The sequence below is a fragment of the Pseudomonas putida S13.1.2 genome (assembly GCF_000498395.2).
GTDB lineage: Bacteria > Pseudomonadota > Gammaproteobacteria > Pseudomonadales > Pseudomonadaceae > Aquipseudomonas > Aquipseudomonas putida_Q.
Map to the genome: position 1 here is coordinate 1,254,723 of NZ_CP010979.1, position 19,792 is coordinate 1,274,514.

The 19,792-nt window shown below is 64.5% G+C and carries 17 protein-coding genes; 11 read left to right on the plus strand and 6 right to left on the minus strand.

The genetic code is table 11. The features are described from left to right. Positions 1 to 61 precede the first annotated feature (61 nt). The 3 genes from N805_RS05670 to N805_RS05680 all read left to right on the plus strand — a co-directional run bounded on the left by N805_RS05670 (position 62) and on the right by N805_RS05680 (position 4,002). The gene (locus N805_RS05670; protein ID WP_028613084.1) at positions 62 to 574 is read left to right on the plus strand and encodes a sigma-70 family RNA polymerase sigma factor; all 513 of its coding nucleotides are present in this window, start codon (positions 62 to 64) and stop codon (positions 572 to 574) included. After that, on the plus strand, positions 571 to 1,530 hold the full coding sequence (locus tag N805_RS05675) for a FecR domain-containing protein (RefSeq protein WP_028613083.1): 960 nt from the start codon (positions 571 to 573) through the stop codon (positions 1,528 to 1,530). Before N805_RS05670 ends, N805_RS05675 begins: the two co-directional genes overlap by 4 nt. A gap of 66 nt (positions 1,531 to 1,596) precedes the next feature. Beyond that, positions 1,597 to 4,002, plus strand: coding sequence for a TonB-dependent receptor (locus tag N805_RS05680; protein ID WP_028613082.1), 2,406 nt, complete (start codon positions 1,597 to 1,599; stop codon positions 4,000 to 4,002). A 137-nt stretch (positions 4,003 to 4,139) separates the two neighbouring features. Here the strand turns inward: N805_RS05680 and N805_RS05685 are convergent, their stop codons facing one another. Next, entirely contained in the window at positions 4,140 to 5,075 is a 936-nt protein-coding gene (locus tag N805_RS05685; RefSeq protein WP_028613081.1) for a LysR family transcriptional regulator, read from the minus strand. Between the two features lie 146 nt (positions 5,076 to 5,221). Here N805_RS05685 and N805_RS05690 point away from each other — a divergent pair, with 146 nt between their 5' ends. From N805_RS05690 to N805_RS05705, 4 genes are read left to right on the plus strand one after another with little or no spacing between them, the layout of a single operon-like run. Next, entirely contained in the window at positions 5,222 to 6,049 is an 828-nt protein-coding gene (locus N805_RS05690) for an amidohydrolase family protein (RefSeq protein ID WP_028613080.1), read from the plus strand. Positions 6,050 to 6,090: 41 nt separating this feature from the next. Next, positions 6,091 to 7,440, plus strand: a complete 1,350-nt coding sequence (locus tag N805_RS05695) for an MFS transporter (protein ID WP_028613079.1) — start codon at positions 6,091 to 6,093, stop codon at positions 7,438 to 7,440. Continuing rightward, entirely contained in the window at positions 7,437 to 8,177 is a 741-nt protein-coding gene (locus N805_RS05700; RefSeq protein WP_028613078.1) for an SDR family NAD(P)-dependent oxidoreductase, read from the plus strand. The genes N805_RS05695 and N805_RS05700 overlap by 4 nt, the downstream gene beginning before the upstream one ends. Beyond that, positions 8,174 to 9,004, plus strand: coding sequence for a sugar phosphate isomerase/epimerase family protein (locus N805_RS05705; RefSeq protein WP_028613077.1), 831 nt, complete (start codon positions 8,174 to 8,176; stop codon positions 9,002 to 9,004). Before N805_RS05700 ends, N805_RS05705 begins: the two co-directional genes overlap by 4 nt. On the opposite strand, the gene N805_RS05710 is transcribed toward N805_RS05705, so the two are convergent. Both N805_RS05710 and N805_RS05715 read right to left on the minus strand, forming a co-directional pair. Further along, positions 8,995 to 9,411 carry a RidA family protein gene (locus tag N805_RS05710; RefSeq protein ID WP_028613076.1) on the minus strand — a complete coding sequence of 139 codons (417 nt, stop codon included), beginning with the start codon at positions 9,409 to 9,411 and terminating at the stop codon, positions 8,995 to 8,997. The genes N805_RS05705 and N805_RS05710 overlap by 10 nt on opposite strands. Then, positions 9,411 to 10,730 (minus strand): flavin-containing monooxygenase, encoded by a 1,320-nt coding sequence (locus N805_RS05715; protein ID WP_028613075.1) that lies wholly within the window; start codon positions 10,728 to 10,730, stop codon positions 9,411 to 9,413. Before N805_RS05715 ends, N805_RS05710 begins: the two co-directional genes overlap by 1 nt. A gap of 341 nt (positions 10,731 to 11,071) precedes the next feature. Between N805_RS05715 and N805_RS05720 the strand changes: the two genes are divergently transcribed. Next, positions 11,072 to 11,749 carry a DUF1028 domain-containing protein gene (locus N805_RS05720; protein ID WP_028613074.1) on the plus strand — a complete coding sequence of 226 codons (678 nt, stop codon included), beginning with the start codon at positions 11,072 to 11,074 and terminating at the stop codon, positions 11,747 to 11,749. Further along, the gene (gene argE, locus N805_RS05725) at positions 11,742 to 12,908 is read left to right on the plus strand and encodes an acetylornithine deacetylase (protein WP_028613073.1); all 1,167 of its coding nucleotides are present in this window, start codon (positions 11,742 to 11,744) and stop codon (positions 12,906 to 12,908) included. Before N805_RS05720 ends, argE begins: the two co-directional genes overlap by 8 nt. 151 nt (positions 12,909 to 13,059) lie before the next feature. On the opposite strand, the gene N805_RS05730 is transcribed toward argE, so the two are convergent. From N805_RS05730 to N805_RS05740, 3 genes are all read right to left on the minus strand, one after another. Further along, positions 13,060 to 14,328: a carbohydrate porin gene (locus N805_RS05730; RefSeq protein ID WP_028613072.1), complete on the minus strand. Its 1,269-nt coding sequence runs from the start codon at positions 14,326 to 14,328 to the stop codon at positions 13,060 to 13,062. A gap of 109 nt (positions 14,329 to 14,437) precedes the next feature. Beyond that, the gene (locus N805_RS05735) at positions 14,438 to 16,855 is read right to left on the minus strand and encodes a glucose/quinate/shikimate family membrane-bound PQQ-dependent dehydrogenase (protein ID WP_028613071.1); all 2,418 of its coding nucleotides are present in this window, start codon (positions 16,853 to 16,855) and stop codon (positions 14,438 to 14,440) included. Between the two features lie 220 nt (positions 16,856 to 17,075). Next, a complete protein-coding gene (locus N805_RS05740; RefSeq protein ID WP_028613070.1) occupies positions 17,076 to 17,426 on the minus strand; it encodes a cupin in 351 nt (116 codons plus the stop codon). A 116-nt stretch (positions 17,427 to 17,542) separates the two neighbouring features. Here N805_RS05740 and N805_RS05745 point away from each other — a divergent pair, with 116 nt between their 5' ends. Then, positions 17,543 to 18,448 carry a LysR family transcriptional regulator gene (locus N805_RS05745; RefSeq protein ID WP_028613069.1) on the plus strand — a complete coding sequence of 302 codons (906 nt, stop codon included), beginning with the start codon at positions 17,543 to 17,545 and terminating at the stop codon, positions 18,446 to 18,448. Positions 18,449 to 18,553: 105 nt separating this feature from the next. Beyond that, positions 18,554 to 19,753, plus strand: coding sequence for an MFS transporter (locus N805_RS05750; protein ID WP_028613068.1), 1,200 nt, complete (start codon positions 18,554 to 18,556; stop codon positions 19,751 to 19,753). The last annotated feature ends 39 nt before the right edge of the window (positions 19,754 to 19,792 follow it).

Here is a 19,792-nt window from a genome sequence, read left to right on the forward strand (position 1 = left end):
GGTGCTGCGGCGTAACGTAAATTAGAATTAATCCTATTTACGCCGCCGCAGGGCCATCCCCATGATCGACGTCGCGCCGCCACCGGAGCCTAGCCTGCCTGCCCTGTACCGGGCGCATCGCAGCTGGCTTGAAACCTGGTTACGTCGGCGCCTGGGCAATGCCTGGGATGCCGCTGACCTTAGCCAGGAAACCTTTCTGCGGGTGCTGGCCAGTGCCCAGCCGTTGGCAGACATTCGTGAGCCACGCGCCTACCTGCTGACGGTGGGCAAGCGGCTGTTGAGCAACTTCCACCAGCGGCGCAGCCTGGAACAGGCCTACCTTGATGCCTTGGCGCATTTGCCCGAGCAGCACGTACCCTCGCCAGAGCAGCGCTGGCTGTTACTGGAAACCCTGCAAGCCCTGGACGAGCTGCTCGATGGCCTCAAGGCACCGGTGCGCAAGGCCTTTCTCTGGAGCCAGCTCGAAGGTCTGGGTTATGCCGAAATAGGCAAGCGGCTGGGCGTTTGCGAGCGCTCCGTCAAGCGCTACATGGCGCAGGCTTACGAACATTGCCTGCTGGCCGAGTTGCAATGACCACGCACTCCCCCGAAGTCCGCGAAGCGGTGCGTGCTGCCGCCCGCTGGCTGGCGTTGCTGGATTCTGGCAACGCCAGCGAGGCCGACTTGCTGCGCCTGGCACAGTGGCGGGCGAGTAGCAGCCTGCATGAAGACGCCTGGCAGAAGGCATCGTTGCTGCGCGAGCGATTTTCCGGGTTGCCCGGGGCGTTGGCCATGGCCACCCTGGACCGCCCGGACGCCGGCCGCCGCGCGCTGCTCAAGCAAGCCCTGGGTGTAGCGGCGCTGCTACCGGCCGCCTGGCTGGCAAGCCGGGAGCTGCCGCTGGAGGCCTGGACGGCCGACATGCGCACAGGGATAGGGGAGCGCCGGCAGGTGCTGCTGAGCGATGGCACCTTTGTACAGCTGAACACCGACAGTGCGGTGGATATCGACCTGCGCGCGCGCCGCCTGACGCTGTTGCGCGGCGAAGTGGCGCTCAGGGTACCCGATAGCCTGAGCCTGGCCGTGCAGGTGCCTTACGGGCAGGTTGCACTCAGCGCGGGCGACTTCAATGCAGGTGAAGTGTGCTTGCGCCTGGTCGATGAGGCCTGCCGGGTTTCAGTGGTCAAGGGGCTGGCCAGCCTGCAGCCACTGCGTGGCGCGGCCCAGGTGCTGCAGGCCGGTCAGCAGGCCAGCTTGCAGGTGGCTGGCGTCGGCCCGGTTACGGCCCTGGACGAATGGCTGCTGGGCTGGCGCGAAGGCGTGCTGCGCCTGGATGACCGCCCCTTGGGCGAGCTGTTGCATGAACTGCGACGGTACCGCCCCGGCGTGCTGCACTGGTCCCAGGAACTGGAACAGCTCAGGGTCACCGGCACTTTCCGCCTTGACGATACTGATCGGGTGCTGGCCTTGCTTGCCGCCAGCCTGCCTTTGCAGGTGCAGGCACGCACGCGTTACTGGGTGAGCCTGGCTGCGCGAGAAAATCGTGCATGAGGCTGTCCCCTTTTTTTCACTCGCCGGTCATTACCGGTAGAAGAAACCAAAGGGGAGCCTTGTTCAATGCCTGCAGTAATGTCTTGCCGCTTGCGCCCACTGGTGCGCGCAGTGCGGCCGTTGTTCGCCATGAGCCTGTTGTTGTCTGCACCCGCCTGGGCCGATGAGGCGGCGCGGCGTGCCTATCAGGTGCCGGCCGCCAGCCTTGGCGCCGCACTCACCCGGTTTGCCGACCAGGCCGGCGTCAGCCTTTCGCTGGACCCGGCATTGGTCCGGGGCCGGCAGAGCAATGGCCTGTCGGGTAGCTACAGTGTCGAAGAAGGTTTCTTGCAGCTGCTGAGTGGTAGCGGCCTGCAATTGCTGCCCGTGGGTGAGGGCGCTTTCACTCTGGTGCCGGCGCCCCAGGCGGGTGGGGCGCTGGAAATTGCCCCCACTAGCATTGTCGGCGGCCTGGCGGCGGGCGGTGAAGCACAGCCTTATGCCGGTGGGCAGGTTTCGCGCCAAGGTGCACAGGGCCTGCTTGGCGCACGCGATTTCATGGAAACCCCGTTCAGCATAACCAGCTACACCAGCGAGCTGGTGAAGAACCAGCAAGCGCGAACCTTGGGCGAGCTTATCGCCACCGACCCCTCGGTGCGCGCCACCAACCCGGCGGGTGGGCGTTTCGAGCAGTTCACCATTCGCGGCTTCAGCCTGTTCAACAGTGACGTTGCGTACAACGGCCTGTACGGCATCTTGCCGACCTACTCGATCGACATGGAAATGGCCGATCGGGTCGATATCATCAAAGGCCCCAGCCAGTTGATCAACGGCATTTCGCCGCGAGGCAGCGTGGGCGGCGGCATCAATGTGCAGCCCAAGCGGGCCGGCGACAAGCCGATCACCGAGTTTACCGGCAGCTATGCGTCGGCTGGCCAGGCAGGCGGCGCGGTGGACGTGGGCCGGCGCTTTGGTGAAGGCCAGCAGTTTGGCGTGCGCTTCAACGGTGTGAAGCAGGCGGGCGATACCGAGTGGGACCACCAGCGCGTCGAGCGCGAAATGGCGGTGCTGGGCCTGGATTTTCGTGGCGAGCGCCTGCGCTTGTCGGCAGACCTCGGCCACACCGAGCGTGACACCGATGCGCCGCAAGAGCGTGTGCTGGTAGGTGCCAACGCCAAAGTGCCGGACGCCAACGATGTACGCCACAACTATGCCCAGGCCTGGAGCAAGGCGCGCACCAACGACACCTTTGGCGCACTGCATGCCGAGTACGACGTCAGCGAGTCGCTGCTGGCCTATGGCGCGGTCGGCGCGCGCAAAAGCAACCACGACTTCTTGCGGCACAACGTGTCCATCACCAACGATGCCGGTGATTTCACCGTGCAGCCGCGCGACTTTACCCGCGATGAAACGGTGCGCACCGCCATGGCGGGTGTGCGCAACTGGTTCCACACCGGGCCAGTCAGCCACGAGCTGAACCTGGCCGCCACCTACTTCTACATGGACTTCACCAACGGCGGCGCGCGCTATGCTTCGGCGCCCAGTAACCTCTACAACCCGGTAGCGACGCCTACGCCTGATACCCCTACCCGCATCGATCCAGAGGTCTACACCGAAAACCGCTTCTCTGGCGTGGCCCTGGCCGACACCCTCGGGTTTTTCGATGACCGTCTGCTGCTGACCCTGGGGGCGCGCTGGCAGCGGGTGCAGGTGGATGACTGGAGCGACGGCGTCAAAGGCGACACCGCCTACGACGAAGAAAAAGTCTCGCCTTCTGGCGGCGTGTTGCTCAAGGTTACCGACCAGCTGTCGTTGTACGCCAACTACATGGAAGGCCTGAGCCAGGGCAAGATCGCACCTTCGACCTCGGTCAACGAAGACCAGATCTTCCCGCCGTTCACCAGCCGCCAGGTTGAGGTGGGGGCCAAGTACGACCTGGGCCAGGTGGCCTTTACCGCCAGTGCCTTCCGTATTCGCCAGCCGGCCTACGAGACCAACGCCACTTCGCGGGTGTTCGGCCCCAATGGCAAACGCGACAACCGCGGTATCGAGCTGAGCGTGTTCGGTGAACCCGTCCAAGGGGTGCGGGTGCTGGGTGGGGTGATGTATATCGATAGCGAGCTGACCGATACCGTGGGTGGCGCCGTTGATGGCAACCGTGCGCCGGCCACGCCCGAGTACAACGTCAACCTCGGCGCCGAATGGGACGTGCCGGGGGTGAATGGCCTGACCCTGACGGCGCGCGGCATTCACTCCAGCTCGCAATACCTGGACCAGAACAACAGCAAGCAGATCGATGGCTGGGAGCGCTACGACCTGGGGGCGCGCTATGCCTTCAAGGTGGACGCTACCCAGGTTACCTTGCGCGCCAGTGTCGAGAACGTGCTGGATGATCGCTACTGGAGCTCGGCCGGTGCCTCGGATGACAGTGAGCCGGGGCTGACCCTTTCCACGCCGCGTACCTACCTGCTATCGGCAACCGTTGGTTTCTAGCTCAAACAGCCGGGGCCACTTTGCGGCCCATCGCCGGCAAGCCAGCTCCCACACTGTTCGCGCCAGCCGGGAACAATGCCATCCCTGTGGGAGCTGGCTTGCCGGCGATGGGCTGCGGCGCAGCCCCAAGGGCCTCATTAGCCTACAATCGCCCGCCCAAGCTTCTGCGCCTGGCCCTGCAGCACCCGCATCAAATGCATCGCCGCATGGGACGGCGGCTCGAAGCGCGAATAGACAAAGCTGATGTCGAAGTGAATTTCGTCTGCCAGCGGCACCACCGCCAGGCCGCTGTCCTGGGCCACGAACTCGTCTATCACGCTGATGCCCATGCCTTGCTTGACCAGCGCCACAGCCTCGTTGGCATTGGTGAACGACAACAGTGACGGCAACTGCGCGCCGTGGCGCTCGATGTGCTCGGCAAGCAGTTTGCCAAACGGCATGTCGGGCCTGAACAGCAGCAGCGGATGGCCTTCCAGCTGCTGCAAGGTCAGCGAGGTATGCCCGGCCAACGTGTGATCGGGTGGCATCACCACCACCATGCGCCCGCGCATGAAGGGCTGCGAATGCAGGTGATCGTGTACCACGGGCAGGGCGGCAATCGACAGGTCGACCTTTTTCGACAGGATCTGGTTGGGCATTTCGCCCATCAGCGAGGTTTGCCACTCGATGTTCAGCGAAGGCGCCTCACGCTTGAGCTGGGCCAGGGCAATCGGGATGACCACCGTTGACAGCGAAGCGCTGCACGAGATGCGCAGCTTGCGGTGGCCGCCAGCGCCCAGTGACAGGGCGCATTCGTTGACCTCCAGCGCTGCCTGATACACCCGCTCGACTTCGCGGAACAGCACCTGCGCCTCGGCCGTGGGGACCAGGCGGTTGTTGATGCGCTCGAACAGGCGGTAGCTCAAACGCCCTTCGATGTACTGGATCAGCTTGCTGACAGCCGGCTGCGACACGTACAGCAGCTTGGCCGCCGCGCTGATCGAGCCGGTCAGCATCACCGCACGGAACACTTCCATGTGCCGCAGCTTGAACACCATGGGGCTTGCGTCTGCGCCTTCGTTGCCAAGCAGCATATCTATTACCTTCGGTTATGGTCTTTGCCATCTGGGTATGAGCGCCAAACCCGGCCACGCAGTATCTTGAACCCAGCCAAATTGCCCTTGCGGCGCACAATAACAAGATCTGAAGGCATGCGCAGTGGCGCTGCCGGGAGTGCTGCGTGAACATCTTTGACGAACCGAAGATCGATTGCCATAACCATTTGTTTGATCCCGCCCGTTTCCCGTACCACCCCGACGCACCCTATGCGCCCTCCGGCCAGGAAGTCGCCACCCAGGAACAGTTCACCCGGGTGATGGACACCTATGGTGTGCAACATGCCTTGCTGGTGGGCCCCAACAGCGGGTACCACACCGACAACCGCTGCCTGCTGCATGCCTTGGCCACCGGGCAGGGGCGGTTCAAGGGCGTGGCGGTGGTCGAGGCGGATATCCACCTCGATGCGCTGGCTGCGCTGCAGGCGCAAGGGGTGGTGGGTGTCGCCTTCAATCCCGCGCTGTACGGGGTAGCGAGCCTCAAGGACGTTGACGGCCTGTTGGGCAAGCTTGCCGAGCTCGACCTGTTCGCCCAGGTGCAGGTCTGCGAAGACCAACTGCTTGAACTGCGTAGCCTGCTTCAGGGCTCGCGTGCACGCTTGCTGATCGACCATTGCGGCCGGCCGGACGTGGCGGCTGGCGTGCAGCAACCGGGCTTCCAGGCCTTGCTGCAACTGGCTGACAGTGGCCGCGCCAGCGTCAAGCTGTCAGGCATGCAGAAGTTCGCGGCGGCCGATGCGTTGCTGGAGCAAAGCCGTGCCTACGTGCACGCCCTGCTCGAAGCGTTCGGTGCGGATGCCTGCGTGTGGGGCTCGGACTGGCCGTTCATTCGCCAGCGCTCGCGGGTGGACTACGGCCCGCTGCTGAAACTGGCCGAGCGCCTGATGCCGGATGCCCGGCTGCGCCAGGCAGTGATGTGGGACACCCCACGACGTCTGTTCGGGTTCGCCTAGAACCTCGCTTTTGCCACTCCAATAACAAGAGAGCAACCGTCATGAACACTGAACAGAACGCCAGCCTCGGGGTGTTTGACACCCCGGCACGCGCGCAGCAACGCACCCGCACCCGCTTCATGATCCTCGCGCTGATTTCGGGCGGCACCATGATCAACTACCTCGACCGCAGCGTGATGGGCATTGCCGCGCCCAGCATCAGTGCCGACCTGGGCCTGAACGCGGCGATGATGGGGGTGATCTTTTCTGCCTTCTCGTGGACCTACGCTGCCGCGCAGATCCCCGGTGGCATCCTCATCGACCGGCTGGGCACCAAGCTCACCTACTGGCTGGCACTGACGTTGTGGTCGCTGTTCACCGGCCTGCAAGGGCTGGCGCAGGGCTTTTTGTCGTTGCTGGGCATGCGCTTTCTGGTGGGCATGACCGAAGCACCGTGCTTCCCTACCAACAGCCGGGTAGTGGCTACCTGGTTCCCGCAGAGTGAGCGGGCCAGGGCGACCGGCATCTACACATTTGCCGAATACACCGGGCTGGCGTTCCTGACGCCATTGCTGTTCTGGGTGCTGCATGCCTATGGCTGGCGGTTTCTGCTGCTGGCTGTGGGCCTGATGGGCATCCTCTATGGCCTGGTGTGGTGGCGCAAGTACCACGAGCCGCACGAGTCGACCACCGCCAACCAGGCCGAACTCGACTACATCGCCGCCGGTGGCGGGGTGGTCGATGGCGGGCAGAAAGCCACCCAGTTCCGTTGGTCGCAGATCCCGGCGCTGCTCAAGCACCGCAACATGCTGGGCATCTGCCTGGGGCAGTTCGCCTGCAACTCCACCAACGTGTTCTTCCTGACCTGGTTCCCCACTTACCTGGTCACCGAGCGGCATATGCCCTGGCTCAAGGTCGGTTGGGTGGCGGTGCTGCCGTTCATTGCCGCTTCGCTGGGCACCCTGGTCGGCGGCTGGCTGTCTGACGCCTTGCTGCGCCGTGGCTACTCGCTGAACGTGGCGCGCAAGCTGCCGGTAATCGCCGGGCTGCTGACCGCTTCGGTGATCGTGCTGGCCAACTACGTCGAGTCCGACGCGCTGGTCATCACCATCCTGTGCATCGCCTATTTCGCCCAGGGCATGTCGGCGCTGGCCTGGATGATCGTGTCCGATATCGCACCCAAAGGTTTGCTGGGCCTCAGTGGTGGCCTGTTCAACCTGTTTGCCAACGCGGCGGGCATCGTTACACCCCTGACCATCGGCATCATCGTTTCGCTGACCGGCTCGTTCGTCTGGGCCCTGGCGTTCGTGTCGTCGATCACCGTACTGGGGGCGCTGTGCTACCTGTTCATGGTCAGCGACCTGCGTCGCTTGCCCGAAATTCCTTCTGAAGAAAATGGAGCTAAACAATGAGCCAGTACCTGCAAGGCCAGACCGCAATCGTGACCGGTGGCATGCGTGGCATCGGCCTGGCGATCGCCCAGCGCCTGCATGCTGCCGGCGCCCAGGTGGTGATCTGGGACCTCGCTGTCGACGGCTGGGACAGCGTAGAAAACGGCTTTGAGCCGGTGCTGCGCCAGGCGGTCGATGTGTCGTCGCTGGCCTCGGTCGAGGCGGCTTTTGCCGAGACGCTGGCGCGCTTGGGCCAAGTCCAGATCCTGGTCAACAATGCCGGCATCAACGGCCCGGTGGTGGCGTCGTGGGAGTACCCGGCAGAGGCCTGGGACAAGGTCATCGCCATCGACCTGAACGGTGTGTTCTATTGCTGCCGCACCGCCATCCCGCACATGCGTGAACGTGGCTATGGGCGCATCGTCAATATCGCCTCCATGGCCGGCAAGGATGGCGTGCAGTACATCTCGGGCTATTCGGCCGCCAAGGCCGGGGTCATCGCCTTCACCAAGGCAGCGGCCAAGGAGCTGGCCCAGGACGGTGTGCTGCTCAACTGCGTGGCACCGGCCATGGTCGAGACGCCGCTGATGGCCGAGATGACAGCGGAGCATATTGCCGCGAGCAAGGCCAAGATCCCCATGGGGCGCTTTCTCAAGGCCGAGGAGATCGCCAATATGGTCAGCTGGATTGCCGGGCCCGAGTGCAGCTTTACCACCGGCTTTGTATTCGACCTCAGTGGTGGGAGGGCGACTTATTGACTGGCCTGGGCGTGGCGCACCTGACGGCGCTGCAACTGGCGCCGGCGAGGCTGGTACGCGAGGCGCGCCACGCCGGCTTCAGTGCGGTGGGGCTGCGCCTGCACCCGGTGATGGCGGGTGCACTGGCCTACCCGGTTGCGGCCGGTAGCCAGGCAATGCGTGAGCTGCGGGCGGTGCTGGCTGGGGAAGGCGTGCGGGTGACGGACATCGAGTTCGTGTCGCTGACGGCGCAAACCCGGGTGGCTGATTACCAGGCGCTGTTGGCTGCAGGTGCCGAGCTGGGCGCGTTGAGCCTGACAGTGTCCGGCGACGATGAGGATGTTGCACGGCTGACCGGCAACTTTGCAGCGCTGTGTGAAATGGCGCGTGGCCATGGCCTACGTGTGGACCTGGAATTCATGCGCTGGCGGCCGGTGGCGACTTTGCAACAGGCTTGCGCGGTGGTGACGGGCGCGGGGCAGGCCAACAGTGGCGTGCTGGTCGATGCCTTGCACCTGTTCCGCTCCGGTGGCCAGGTGGCCGACATCGGCGCAGTCGACCCGGGTTTGCTGCGTGCGGTGCAACTGTGTGATGCACCGATGCTGGCGCCCGTAGATGAGCTGATCATCAGGGAGGCGCGCGAAGGCCGATTGCTGCCGGGGCAAGGGCAACTGCCGCTGGCAGCGTTGCTGGCGGCGTTGCCGGGGGACGTGGACATCAGTGTGGAGGTGCCGTGCGCTGGCTTACCCGCCGAGCAGCGGCTGCAAGCGGCGGCACAGGTAACCCACGCCTGGCTGCACGGCAGGCGACCTATGTCACCCGCTGTGCAGGTTGCCGGTCACTGCTGATCCGGTACCACGGCAATCACGTCGATCTCCATCAGCCACTCGGCCTGGGCCAACCCGGCGACTACCAGCCCGGTGGAGATCGGGAACACGCCCTTCAGCCACTTGCCTACTTCCTTGTACACCGGCTCGCGGAAGCGCGGGTCGGTGATATAGGTGGTGGTCTTGACGATGTGCGACAGGTCGGAGCCCGCTTCTTCAAGCAGTTGCTTGACGTTCTTCATGGCCTGTTCGGCCTGCGCCTGGGGGTTACCCAGGCCCACCAGCTTGCCTTCGAAGTCGGTACCGACCTGGCCACGCACATAGATGGTGTTGCCGGCCCGCACGGCCTGGCACAGGTCGTTGTCCAGGGTCTGGTTGGGGTAGGTTTCCTTGGTGTTGAACATGCGGATGCGAGTATGGGTAGGCATCAGTGGGCTCCGAGGGTGCTGACGTTGCTGATCGTGTTGGCTTGCTGCTCATCCGCCTCGCGCTGTTCGCGGTCGCGGTAGGCCAGGTAGGTGCGTTGCGTGGCAATGTGGCCGGCGACGTGCTTGGCGTCGTGCCACACGCCCCAGATGAACGACGAACCACGGCGCGACAACCACGGCAGGCCAAGGAAGTACACGCCAGGTTCGCGGGCTACGCCGCGCTGGTGCTGGGGCTTGCCGTTGGCATCGAAGGTGTCCACCTGCAGCCAGCTGAAGTCCACGCCGTAACCGGTGGCCCAGATGATGCTGGTAACGCCGGCCTTGGCCAGGTCCAGTTCGCGCAGCGGGTTGCTCATGCAGGCCGGGTCGGCCAGGCGCGTGCGGGCTTCGGGTTCTTCCGGGAGGTCCAGGCCGTTGCTTTCGATGTAGGCATCGGCAGCATCCAGCAGGGCCAGGTAGTTTTCATCGCCGCGGTTGATGTTCTCGACCAGGTTGTCCTGGAAGCGCGCCACGCCGTGCTCGAACGACTGGGTAAGGCCGACCAGGGTCATGCCTTGATGGGCGAGGGCGCGGAAGTCCACGGTGTGGCCGCCACGGGCGCCGCTGACGGCGATGGTCACGTGCTCGCGACCGGGCTTGGCGATTTCTGCGTCCCACTCACCCAGCACACCCAGCCACCAGCAGAAGTCGCGGTTGCGGTAGGCCCGTGGCGGGCGGTCGTGGGCACCGACCGACAGGTACACCTGGCGGCCTGCGCGCATCAGTTCTTCGGCAATCTGCACGCCGGAGGAGCCTGCGCCCACCACCAGCACTGCGCCCTCAGGCAACTGCTCGGGGTTGAAGTAGGCGGCGGAGTGGATCTGGTGCAGGTTGCTGTCTTTCGGCGCGATGGCCGGGATCACCGGCTTCTGGAACGGGCCGGTGGCGGCGACCACACGGTTGGCGCGAATCACCCCTTCATTGGTTTCGATGGTGAAGCCTGGGCGGTCGCTGTTGCGCACCACGCGCTTCACTTCGATGCCGGTGCGCACTGGCAGGTTGTACTTGCGTACGTACTGCTCGAAGTAGTCGGCCACTTGGTCCTTGCCCGCGAAGGCATCGGCGTCGAGGTTGAATTCCAGGCCCGGGAAGCGGTCGTGCCAGACCGGGCCGTTGGCCACCAGCGAGTCCCAGCGGCCGGTGCGCCAGGCCTCGGCGATGCGGTTGCGCTCAAGCACCAGGTGCGGCACGCCAAGCTTGCTCAGGTGTTCGCTCATGGCCACGCCGGCCTGGCCGGCGCCGACGACGAGTGTGTCGATTTCGAGGTTGTTCAGTGTCATGTCCGAGCCCTTGTTCAGGCGGTTTTTGTAAGGTCGGTTTGGAGGACCGCCGTTGCCTGGAGCCAGACTAGGGATGCTGCACGAATGGCGAAAATAGTATTTAGCTGGAGCTTGCCGATAAAACGGCGAAGGCCTTGGATTTTGTAGCGTGTAGTGTGTGTTGGCCCAGTGCATGTCTTGGTTTATGGGGTGGTGCATAAATCGAGCGCCGCCCGCGCGGCGCTCGATCTCTGCCAGAACATATTTTTTTCCTGCCTAACCCCTCGGAAAATGTTGGTTTCGTGGGGTAGAAGGTTGCGCCCAGAATGCCCTGCATCGCACAGGACAACAGGAGCTTTACCATGACCTTCTCCATCATCGGCCGCTGCCAGGAAACCGGCCAGGTCGGCATCGCCATCAGTTCGTCGAGCATCGCCGTGGGCGCCCGTTGCCCTTGGGTACGTGCGGGTGTTGGCGCTGTTTCCACCCAGAACATCACCTTGCCGGCGCTGGGCCCGCAGATTCTCGATGCCCTGGAGCAGGGCCAGTTGCCGCCTGCGGCTGCGCTGGACCGGGTACTGAGCGCCAATGGCTGGAGCGAGTACCGCCAGGTCACAGTGATCGACAGCCAAGGCCAGGTGGCACTGTTCACCGGTCGCGAGGCATTGGGCACGCACAATGCGGTGGCCGGTGAACAATGCGCGGCGGCGGGTAACCTGTTGTCCTCGACCCAGGTGGTCGAAGCGATGGTCCTGGCCTTTGAACAGGCCGGCGGGCACCTGGCCGACCGCTTGCTGGCTGCCATGCATGCGGCGATGGCCGCAGGTGGCGAGGCCGGGCCGGTGCACTCGGCGGCGTTGAAGATCGCTGGCGAGCTGACCTGGCCATTGGTGGACCTGCGCGTGGACTGGGCCGATACCGACCCGATCGGTGTGCTCGCTGGCCTGTGGCAGGCGTACCGCCCGCAGATGCAGGATTACGTTACCCGCGCCCTGAACCCGACGGCTGCACCGAGCTACGGGGTGCCGGGCGATGAGTGATTTTGCCAGCCGCGCGCTGCTGGCCCGGCTGGTCGGCTTTGCCACGGTCAGCCGGGACTCCAACCTTGAGCTGATCGGCTTTATCCGTGATTACCTCGCCGAGCTGGGGGTGGAAAGCGAACTGTTCCATAACCCGGAGCGCACCAAAGCCAACCTGTTCGCCACCATCGGCCCCCGGGGCGTTGGCGGCGTGGTGCTGTCGGGGCACACCGATGTAGTGCCGGTGGACGGCCAGGCCTGGACCGTCGAGCCGTTTGCCCTGAGCGAACGTGACGGGCGCCTGTATGGCCGCGGCACGGCTGACATGAAAGGCTTCATCGCGTCGGTGCTGGCCGCCGTGCCCGCGTTCCTTGCCCAGCCGTTGCACCTGCCGGTGCACCTGGCATTTTCCTACGACGAGGAAGTGGGTTGCCTGGGTGTGCGCTCGATGCTGGCCGCGCTCGAACAGCGCCCGCACAAGCCACGCCTGTGCCTGATTGGCGAACCCACCGAGCTGAAGCCGGTGCTGGGGCACAAAGGCAAGCTGGCGATGCGTTGCCACGTGCATGGCGCGGCCTGTCACTCGGCGTATGCGCCGTATGGGGTGAATGCCATCGAGTATGCGGCGAAGCTGATCGGCAAGTTGGGTGACATCGGTGACGCGCTGGCATTGCCGGCGCATCACGACGTGCGCTTCGACCCACCGTTCTCCACGGTGCAGACCGGCGTGATAAAAGGGGGCAGGGCGCTGAATATCGTGCCGGCAGAGTGTGAGTTCGATTTCGAAGTGCGCGCGCTGCCAGGGTTCGAAGCGCAGGCAGTGGCCGACCAGTTGCAGACCTATGCAGAGGCCGAGCTGCTGCCGCGCATGCGCAAGGTCAATGCCGCCAGTGATATTCGCCTGCAACCGTTGAGTGCGTACCCTGGGCTGGCGACATCGGCAGACAGCGAGGCGGCGCGGCTGGTGGCGCTGCTCAGTGGCACGGATGAATTCGGTACGGTGGCGTTTGGCACCGAAGGCGGCTTGTTCGACCAGGCAGGGATCCCGACCGTGGTGTGCGGGCCTGGCAGCATGGACCAGGGGCACAAGCCGGATGAATTTGTCAGTGTCGAGCAGTTACGGGGATGTGATGCCATGCTGCTGAGGTTGGTGGATTACCTGCGGCAGGCTCCCGTCTGACAGGGTAAAGCACGTATGTAGGAGCGGCCTTGTGTCGCGATGGGCCGCGCAGCGGCCCCAAGAAATCAGCTTAAACACGGAAATTTTGGGGCCGCTGCGCGGCCCATCGCGACGCAAGGCCGCTCCTACAAGGGTCGGTGTCTGCTTCAGGTTAGAAGCTGGCCTTGACCTGCAGGCCAACCACCAACGCGTTGTCGATCTTCTTCCCCGAGAAAGCTCCCGGCTCGATGATGTACTGCACATCCGGACGCAAGTTCAGCCACGGGGTCGCCTGGTAGCCATAGCTCAGTTCGATCAACTGTTCGGCGCTGTCGATGTCGGGGAACTGCTGGCCTGCGTTGAAAGCGGCATCTTCCAGCACGTCGCGGCTACGCGGGTTGGGCACGGCACGGCCGTAACCCAGCGCCACGGTATCCTTAGGGCGGCCTTCGAACGGCTTGTACAGCACCACGCCGGCGCCATACCACTTGGTGAACGGCGAGGCGGCCTTGCTGGATGCCGAGTACTGGCCGAAGGCGTGCAGGCTGCGGCCTGGCGAGCCTTGGTCGTTCCATACGGCCTGGTCGATCAGCAGGTAGTGGCCGCCACGGCCGGATACTTCGTCATCGCTGCCGATGCGTTTCACGTCGGAGCTGTCGTAGTAGTAGCCCAGCTTGTACTCGCCGGGCAGTTCACCCTGCAGCTTGTACACCAGTTCCACCGGTACCACGGTGCCGGTGGTGTGCTTGGGCCCCAGGTGCCAGGCGCGGCTGGAGTTGCCATTGCTCTCGGGGTCGACGTTGAACGCCGCCACGCGCAATTGCCAGGCAGGCGACAGGTCGTACTTCACCCGCACGCCCAGGTGAGCGTTGGGGTAGTTGGTCCAGCCGCTGCCACCGGACATGTTCAGCGGGTGGCCGCAGAAGCCGGCGTTCATGAAGTTGCACAGGATGCCGCTGTCCAGGCCGCCCAGGTCGTTACCCATGGCCATGTAGCCCAGCTTGACGTTGAGTGCCGGGGTGAACAGGGTGCGCTCGTAGCTCAGCTCGGTCAGGCGGGTGTACAGGCCACCGAAGTTTTCCTGGATCGGCAGGCGGTTGCCTACCAGGTCTTCCGAGGCACTGTTGCCGCGGCGGTCGTTGATGGTCAGCTGGACCTTGCCGCCGTTGTCCAGGCCATACAGTTTCGACAGGTCGAACTGCACGCCCAGCTTCAGGTTCTGCGAATAGCGCGCCGAGCGGTGCAGCCCGCCGTGGGCGTTGTAGGCGGTTTCGCCGCTGTAGTCGCCGGTGAACTTGACGCCGTCGTCTTCAAGCTGGTGACGCAGGCCGCCCCAGTCACCGGTCAGGGTGCTGCGGGTCATCAGGTCGCCGTCGGCCAGGGCGGTGCTGCTGGCCAGGGCCAGCAGCAGGGTAGGGGTAATGCGAATTGCGGATGGCATTGCTGTGTCTCGGGTTGTTATTCAGGGCCATTCACGGATGAACCCGCGCCCGCATGGCCAGTGCTGACCTTGTGGGAGCGGGTTCACCCGCGAAGGGGGCGACGCGTTCTTACGGCAAGGCGTAAGAAATCACGTAGTCGCCGCGGTCAGTCGACTGGCGGGCGCCGCCAGCAGTGATGACCACGTACTGCTTGCCGGTCTTCGGCGAAACATAGGTCATCGGGCCGCCCTGGCTGCCCACTGGCAGGCGAGCCTTCCAGATTTCGTTACCGTTGCTGCTGTCGTAGGCGCGCAGGTAGAAGTCCTGGGTGCCGGCGATAAACACCAGGCCGCCTTGGGTCGACAGGGTGCCGCCCAGGGTTGGCAGGCCAATCTTGATCGGGAGGTGCATGCGGATACCGAGCGGGCCGGTGTCTTCAACGGTGCCCACCGGTACTTGCCAGGCCACCTGGCGGGTCTTCATGTCGATAGCGGTCAGGGTGCCGAACGGTGGTGCCTGGCACGGGATGCCGGCTACCGACAGGAAGCGGTTCTTGTTCACCGCATACGGGGTGCCCTTGAGCGGTACTGCGCCCATGCCGGTGTTCAGCGCTTCGCCACCGGAAGCCGCACCGCCTTTGTTCTGCGACGGAATCATCTGGATCCACAGGCCCAGACGCATGTCGTTGACGAAGATGAAGCCATGTACCGGGTCGGTAGAAATGCTGCCCCAGTTCATGCCACCCAGTGAACCCGGGAAGCTCAGCGACAGGTCGGTGCCCGGCGCGGTGTACAGGCCGTCGTAGCGCATTTTCTTGAAGTCGATGCGGCACAGCAGCTGGTCATACGGGGTGGCGCCCCACATGTCCGACTCGGTCAGGGTTTGCGCGCCGATCTGCGGCATGCCCACCGACTTCGGCTGGGTTGGGGAGTACGGCTCGTTCGGGATGTTGCTTGGCTTGACCGGTACTTCGTCGACCTGGGTCAGCGGCTTGCCGGTGGCACGGTCGAGCACGTAGATCTGCCCGGCCTTGGTGCCGATCACCACCGCAGGAACCGACTGGCCGTCGTCCTTGGTGAAGTCGATCAGGCTCGGCTGCATCGGCAGGTCGAAGTCCCAGAGGTCGTTGTGCACGGTCTGGAACACCCACTTCTGGTTGCCGGTGGTGGCATCCAGGGCCAGCACCGAAGCGCCGTAGGTGTGGTCCAGCTTGCTGCGCTCTACACCGTAGATGTCGGTGGACGACGAACCCATTGGCAGGAACACGGTGTTCATCGCCGGGTCGTAGGACATCGGTGCCCAGCTGTTCGGGGTGCTGCGCACATAGGTGCTGTCGCCCTGCGGTGCCTGGCGGTCTTCCGGGTTGCCCGGGTCGAAGGCCCAGCGCATTTCGCCGGTGATCACGTCAAAACCACGGATCACGCCGCCTGGCATGTCGGTCTGGACGTTGTCGGCAATACGGCCGCCGACCACCACGGTGGTACCGGCCATCAGCGGTGCGGAGGAGAGCTGGTAATAGGAGTCCGGTACATTGCCCAGGCCGGTCATCAGGTTGACCTGGCCGTTGTTGCCGAAGCCCTGGCAGAACTCGCCATTGTCGGCGTCGACGGCAATCAGGCGGCCATCGATGGTGTTGGTCAGCAGACGACGCTGGCAGTTGGCACCGGCCGGCACGCTACCGCCGGCGACCGGCGAGCTGTTCGGCTGGGTCGGCTGGGCGATGGCTGCAGTGGCGTCAAAGTAGGCCATGCCGCGGCAACGCTGCCAGACCTTGGACTGGGCGTTGATCTCGTTCTTCCACAGCTCTTTGCCGGTGTCGGCATCAAGGGCGATAAGGTTGTTGTGCGGGGTGCAGATGAACACCTTGTTGCCGATCTGCAACGGGGTCAACTGGTCCTCGGCACCGTTGCCGTCGCTGATGGCCACGTCACCGGTGTGGTAGGTCCAGGCCACCTTCAGCTTGTTCACGTTGTCGCGGTTGATCTGGTCCAGCGCGGCGAAGCGGCTGCCACCTTCAGTGTTGCCGTAGTGGGCCCAGTCCTTCTGCTCTTTGCCAGCTTCGACCGGGGTCATGCCCGGCCCTTTGCCGGTGGGGGCGACGCTCGGGTGGGCAACGAACATGTTGCCGGCGGCAATCACCAGTGCAACGGCCATCACCCCGGCAACGCCGTAGGCACCACGGCCGGCACTGGCGCCGTTGGCACGGGCCAGCAGCGGGTAGACCAGTGCCACCACCATGCCGATCGCGGCAAACATGAACAGGCGCGAGAACAGCGGCCAGAACACCAGGCCAGTATCGATCAGCGCCCAGATCGCGGTACCGATCAGAAACGCTGCGTACAGCCAGGCACCGGCCTTCTTGCGGCAGGCGACAAGGACACCGGCGATGGCCATGGCCAGGCCGCCGATCAGGAAGTACAAGGAGCCGCCCAGGCCGGCCAGCTTGATGCCGCCAGCAGCCAGGAGGAGGCCGAGCAGGGCGATGATCACGCCCAGGCCGATCAGGATGATGTTTGTGGCGCGGGAAGCGCGCGGTGTTTCGTTCATGCCAGGGATCTCAGCAGGTGGAATGCGCGCAGTCTAAGCCCTTAGCTTGCTAATTAACAAGTTGGTACATAATTTAATGAGGCTGATTGTCGCAGGGCTGAACGTACGATGGTGTGGCTAAAAGTGTAGATCAGGTGCTGAAAAATGCATTAAACGAGGTGTTCATGCGCGTTATGTAATATGCATTCATACTTTGGTCGAGTACAAAAGTGGCCAGGTATCACGCTGGCCACGGGGTGGAGCTGGTGTAGAACACTGCCAGCCAGATGGTGGCTGTGCCGGGGGCGGTCCACTCCACGCGGTGGCGGTAGTGGGGCGGGATGTCCAGGCAATCGCCCGGCGCCAGCAAACGGGTGTGCTGCTCGTGCTCGAAACGCAGGCCGGCGGCACCGCTGAGCAGCACGATCCACTCGCCTTCGGCCTGGTCGTACCAGAAACCGGGCGGGCTGGCCTGGCCGCTGGAGACAATACGCTCCACACGCACGCCAGGGCGGCTGAGCAGCTCGTCGACACGTTCGGCACGGGTGGGGTCGCAGGGTGGCAGGGCAGTCAGCAGGTTATTCGGTGTCATGGAAAGCCTCGCTTTGAAGGTGTGTTGCCACTATGGACGCAAATACCCTGCAGCGCGCTTCTTGACCCGCCCGGCTGTTTGTAAGACCTTTCCGAGATTTGGATGACGGGCAGCACATGGACAAACTCCTGGCGATGAAGATGTTCGTGGCCACTGTCGATGCCCAAGGTTTTTCTGCCGCTGCGCGCAGGCTTGGGCTGGCGACTTCGTCGGTAACGCGCCTGGTTGATGCGCTGGAAACGGCGCTGGGCACCACGTTGCTCAACCGCTCGACTCGCCAGGTGAGCCTGACCGAAGCCGGCGCCCGTTACTACGAGCGTGCGCGGGGCATTTTCGAGGCGCTGGATGAGGCCGATGCCAGTGTTGCCGACCGTGGCGAGGAGCCTGTCGGCGTGTTGCGTCTGTGCCTGCCGGTGGAGTTCGGCAGGCGGGTCATCGCCCCGCACCTGGGGCCGTTTCTGGCGCGGCACCCGGCGCTGGAGCTGGACATCGACCTCAGCGACCGCCTGGATGACCTGCTGGACGGGCGCTATGACCTGTCGATTCGCCTGGGCGACCCGTCGGCCAATGACGAATTGGTATGTCGCCAGCTCGGCCGCTTCGAGCGTTGGCTGGTGGCCAGCCCGGCTTACCTGGCCGGGCGAGATACGCTGCAGCACCCCCGGCAGTTGCTGGAGCACGCCTGCCTGCGCTTTCGCTACGGGCAAAAAGCGCGGCCCTGGCGCCTGGTGCGTGGCCAGGACAGCCTGGAACTGGACGTTAGCGGACCGTTGCGCAGCGCCAATGCCGATATGTTGCGCGAAACCGCACTGGCCGGCAGTGGCATCGCGCTGCTGGCGGACTGGCTGGTGCGCGAGGATGTGCTGGCCGGGCGCCTGCTGCGGGTGTTCCCTGACTGGCGGGCCAGCCCTGGCACGGCCAACGACAGCATCAACGCCCTGTACCTGCCCAACCACCGCGGTTCGCGGCGTGTGAATGCGTTTATCGATTTTTGCGAAGGTTTGTTAGGTCGGCACGGCTAGCGTTGCGCTGTGCGCAAAAGCGCGTTGCGCCAGGGCTGGATTCTCGGCATTGACGCGTCTGGTTAAGGTAGGCGGCATATTCCACCCCTTGTCGAGGAACCTCGCATGAATCCCTCCCTTGCCGCCGCGCAGCCCGCAGCCACGGGCCTGAGCCGGGCCCTGGTCGTGCTACTGGCGTTCTGCTGCGGCGCGATCGTCGCCAACATCTACTACGCCCAGCCCATCGTCGGTTTGATCGCACCGGACCTGGGGCTGTCCACCGAGCACGCCAGCCTGATCGTTTCACTCACCCAGCTGGGTTATGCCCTGGGCCTGCTGTTGCTGGTCCCGCTCGCAGACCTTTTGGAAAACCGCCGCTTGATGGTCGCCACTGCTGTGCTGGCCTGTGTCAGCCTGCTGCTGGCGGGGACCAGCAGCAGCGGCCAGGGCCAGCTGTTCCTGGGCTATGCGCTGTTGATCGGGTTCAGCTCGGTGGCGGTGCAGATGCTCATTCCGCTGGCGGCGCACCTGGCGCCTGAGCAGCAGCGTGGCCGGGTGGTCGGTAACATCATGGGCGGGTTGTTGCTGGGTATCCTGCTGGCGCGGCCGTTGTCCAGCCTGGTGGCCGACCACTTCGGCTGGCGGGCGGTGTTCATTGGCGCTGCCGGGGTGATGCTGGCGATCATCATGCTGCTGGCCCTGACCCTGCCGCAGCGGCGGCCCGAGCATAAGGCCAGCTATGCCGGCTTGATGCTTTCGTTGCTTACACTGTTGCGCCGCTATCCGCTGCTGCGCCAGCGTTCGTTGTACCAGGCACTGATGTTTGCAGCCTTCAGCCTTTACTGGACTGCGGTGCCGATGGCGTTGGCGGGTGAGCATGGCCTGTCGCAGACCCAGATCGCCGTGTTTGCCCTGGTGGGCGCGGTGGGGGCCGTTGCCGCCCCCTTGGCTGGCCGCCTGGCAGATGCGGGGCATGCGCGGGCCGGTTCGCTGCTGGCGCTGCTGCTGGCGCCAGCGGCCTTGTTGCTGGGTTTGACGGTGCCGGGCTACAGCGTGATCGGCCTGGGCCTGACCGGCGTGCTGCTGGACTTTGCGGTGCAGATGAACATGGTCATCGGCCAGCGCGAAGTGTATGCACTGGACCCGGCCAGCCGCGGGCGGCTGAACGCGGTGTACATGACCAGCATCTTCCTGGGTGGGGCGCTGGGGTCGGCAGTGGCCAGTGCGCTGTTCAGCCAGTTTGGCTGGCAAGGCGTGGCGCTGGTGGGGGCAGGGCTGCCTGGCCTGGCATTGATCGCTTTTATGGTCAAAGCTCCCCGATCCTGAACGGTATGCGGTCCCTGTAGGCGCGGCGTTGCGTCGCGA

Excerpts from the sequence above, each read along its gene's own strand:
- N805_RS05670 (WP_028613084.1), top strand. The coding sequence starts at position 62 with ATGATCGACGTCGCGCCGCCACCGGAGCCTAGCCTGCCTGCCCTGTAC.
- N805_RS05675 (WP_028613083.1), top strand. The coding sequence starts at position 571 with ATGACCACGCACTCCCCCGAAGTCCGCGAAGCGGTGCGTGCTGCCGCC.
- N805_RS05680 (WP_028613082.1), top strand. The coding sequence starts at position 1,597 with ATGCCTGCAGTAATGTCTTGCCGCTTGCGCCCACTGGTGCGCGCAGTG.
- N805_RS05685 (WP_028613081.1), bottom strand. The coding sequence starts at position 5,075 with ATGCTGCTTGGCAACGAAGGCGCAGACGCAAGCCCCATGGTGTTCAAG.
- N805_RS05695 (WP_028613079.1), top strand. The coding sequence starts at position 6,091 with ATGAACACTGAACAGAACGCCAGCCTCGGGGTGTTTGACACCCCGGCA.
- N805_RS05700 (WP_028613078.1), top strand. The coding sequence starts at position 7,437 with ATGAGCCAGTACCTGCAAGGCCAGACCGCAATCGTGACCGGTGGCATG.
- N805_RS05710 (WP_028613076.1), bottom strand. The coding sequence starts at position 9,411 with ATGCCTACCCATACTCGCATCCGCATGTTCAACACCAAGGAAACCTAC.
- N805_RS05715 (WP_028613075.1), bottom strand. The coding sequence starts at position 10,730 with ATGACACTGAACAACCTCGAAATCGACACACTCGTCGTCGGCGCCGGC.
- N805_RS05720 (WP_028613074.1), top strand. The coding sequence starts at position 11,072 with ATGACCTTCTCCATCATCGGCCGCTGCCAGGAAACCGGCCAGGTCGGC.
- argE (WP_028613073.1), top strand. The coding sequence starts at position 11,742 with ATGAGTGATTTTGCCAGCCGCGCGCTGCTGGCCCGGCTGGTCGGCTTT.
- N805_RS05730 (WP_028613072.1), bottom strand. The coding sequence starts at position 14,328 with ATGCCATCCGCAATTCGCATTACCCCTACCCTGCTGCTGGCCCTGGCC.
- N805_RS05735 (WP_028613071.1), bottom strand. The coding sequence starts at position 16,855 with ATGAACGAAACACCGCGCGCTTCCCGCGCCACAAACATCATCCTGATC.
- N805_RS05740 (WP_028613070.1), bottom strand. The coding sequence starts at position 17,426 with ATGACACCGAATAACCTGCTGACTGCCCTGCCACCCTGCGACCCCACC.
- N805_RS05745 (WP_028613069.1), top strand. The coding sequence starts at position 17,543 with ATGGACAAACTCCTGGCGATGAAGATGTTCGTGGCCACTGTCGATGCC.
- N805_RS05750 (WP_028613068.1), top strand. The coding sequence starts at position 18,554 with ATGAATCCCTCCCTTGCCGCCGCGCAGCCCGCAGCCACGGGCCTGAGC.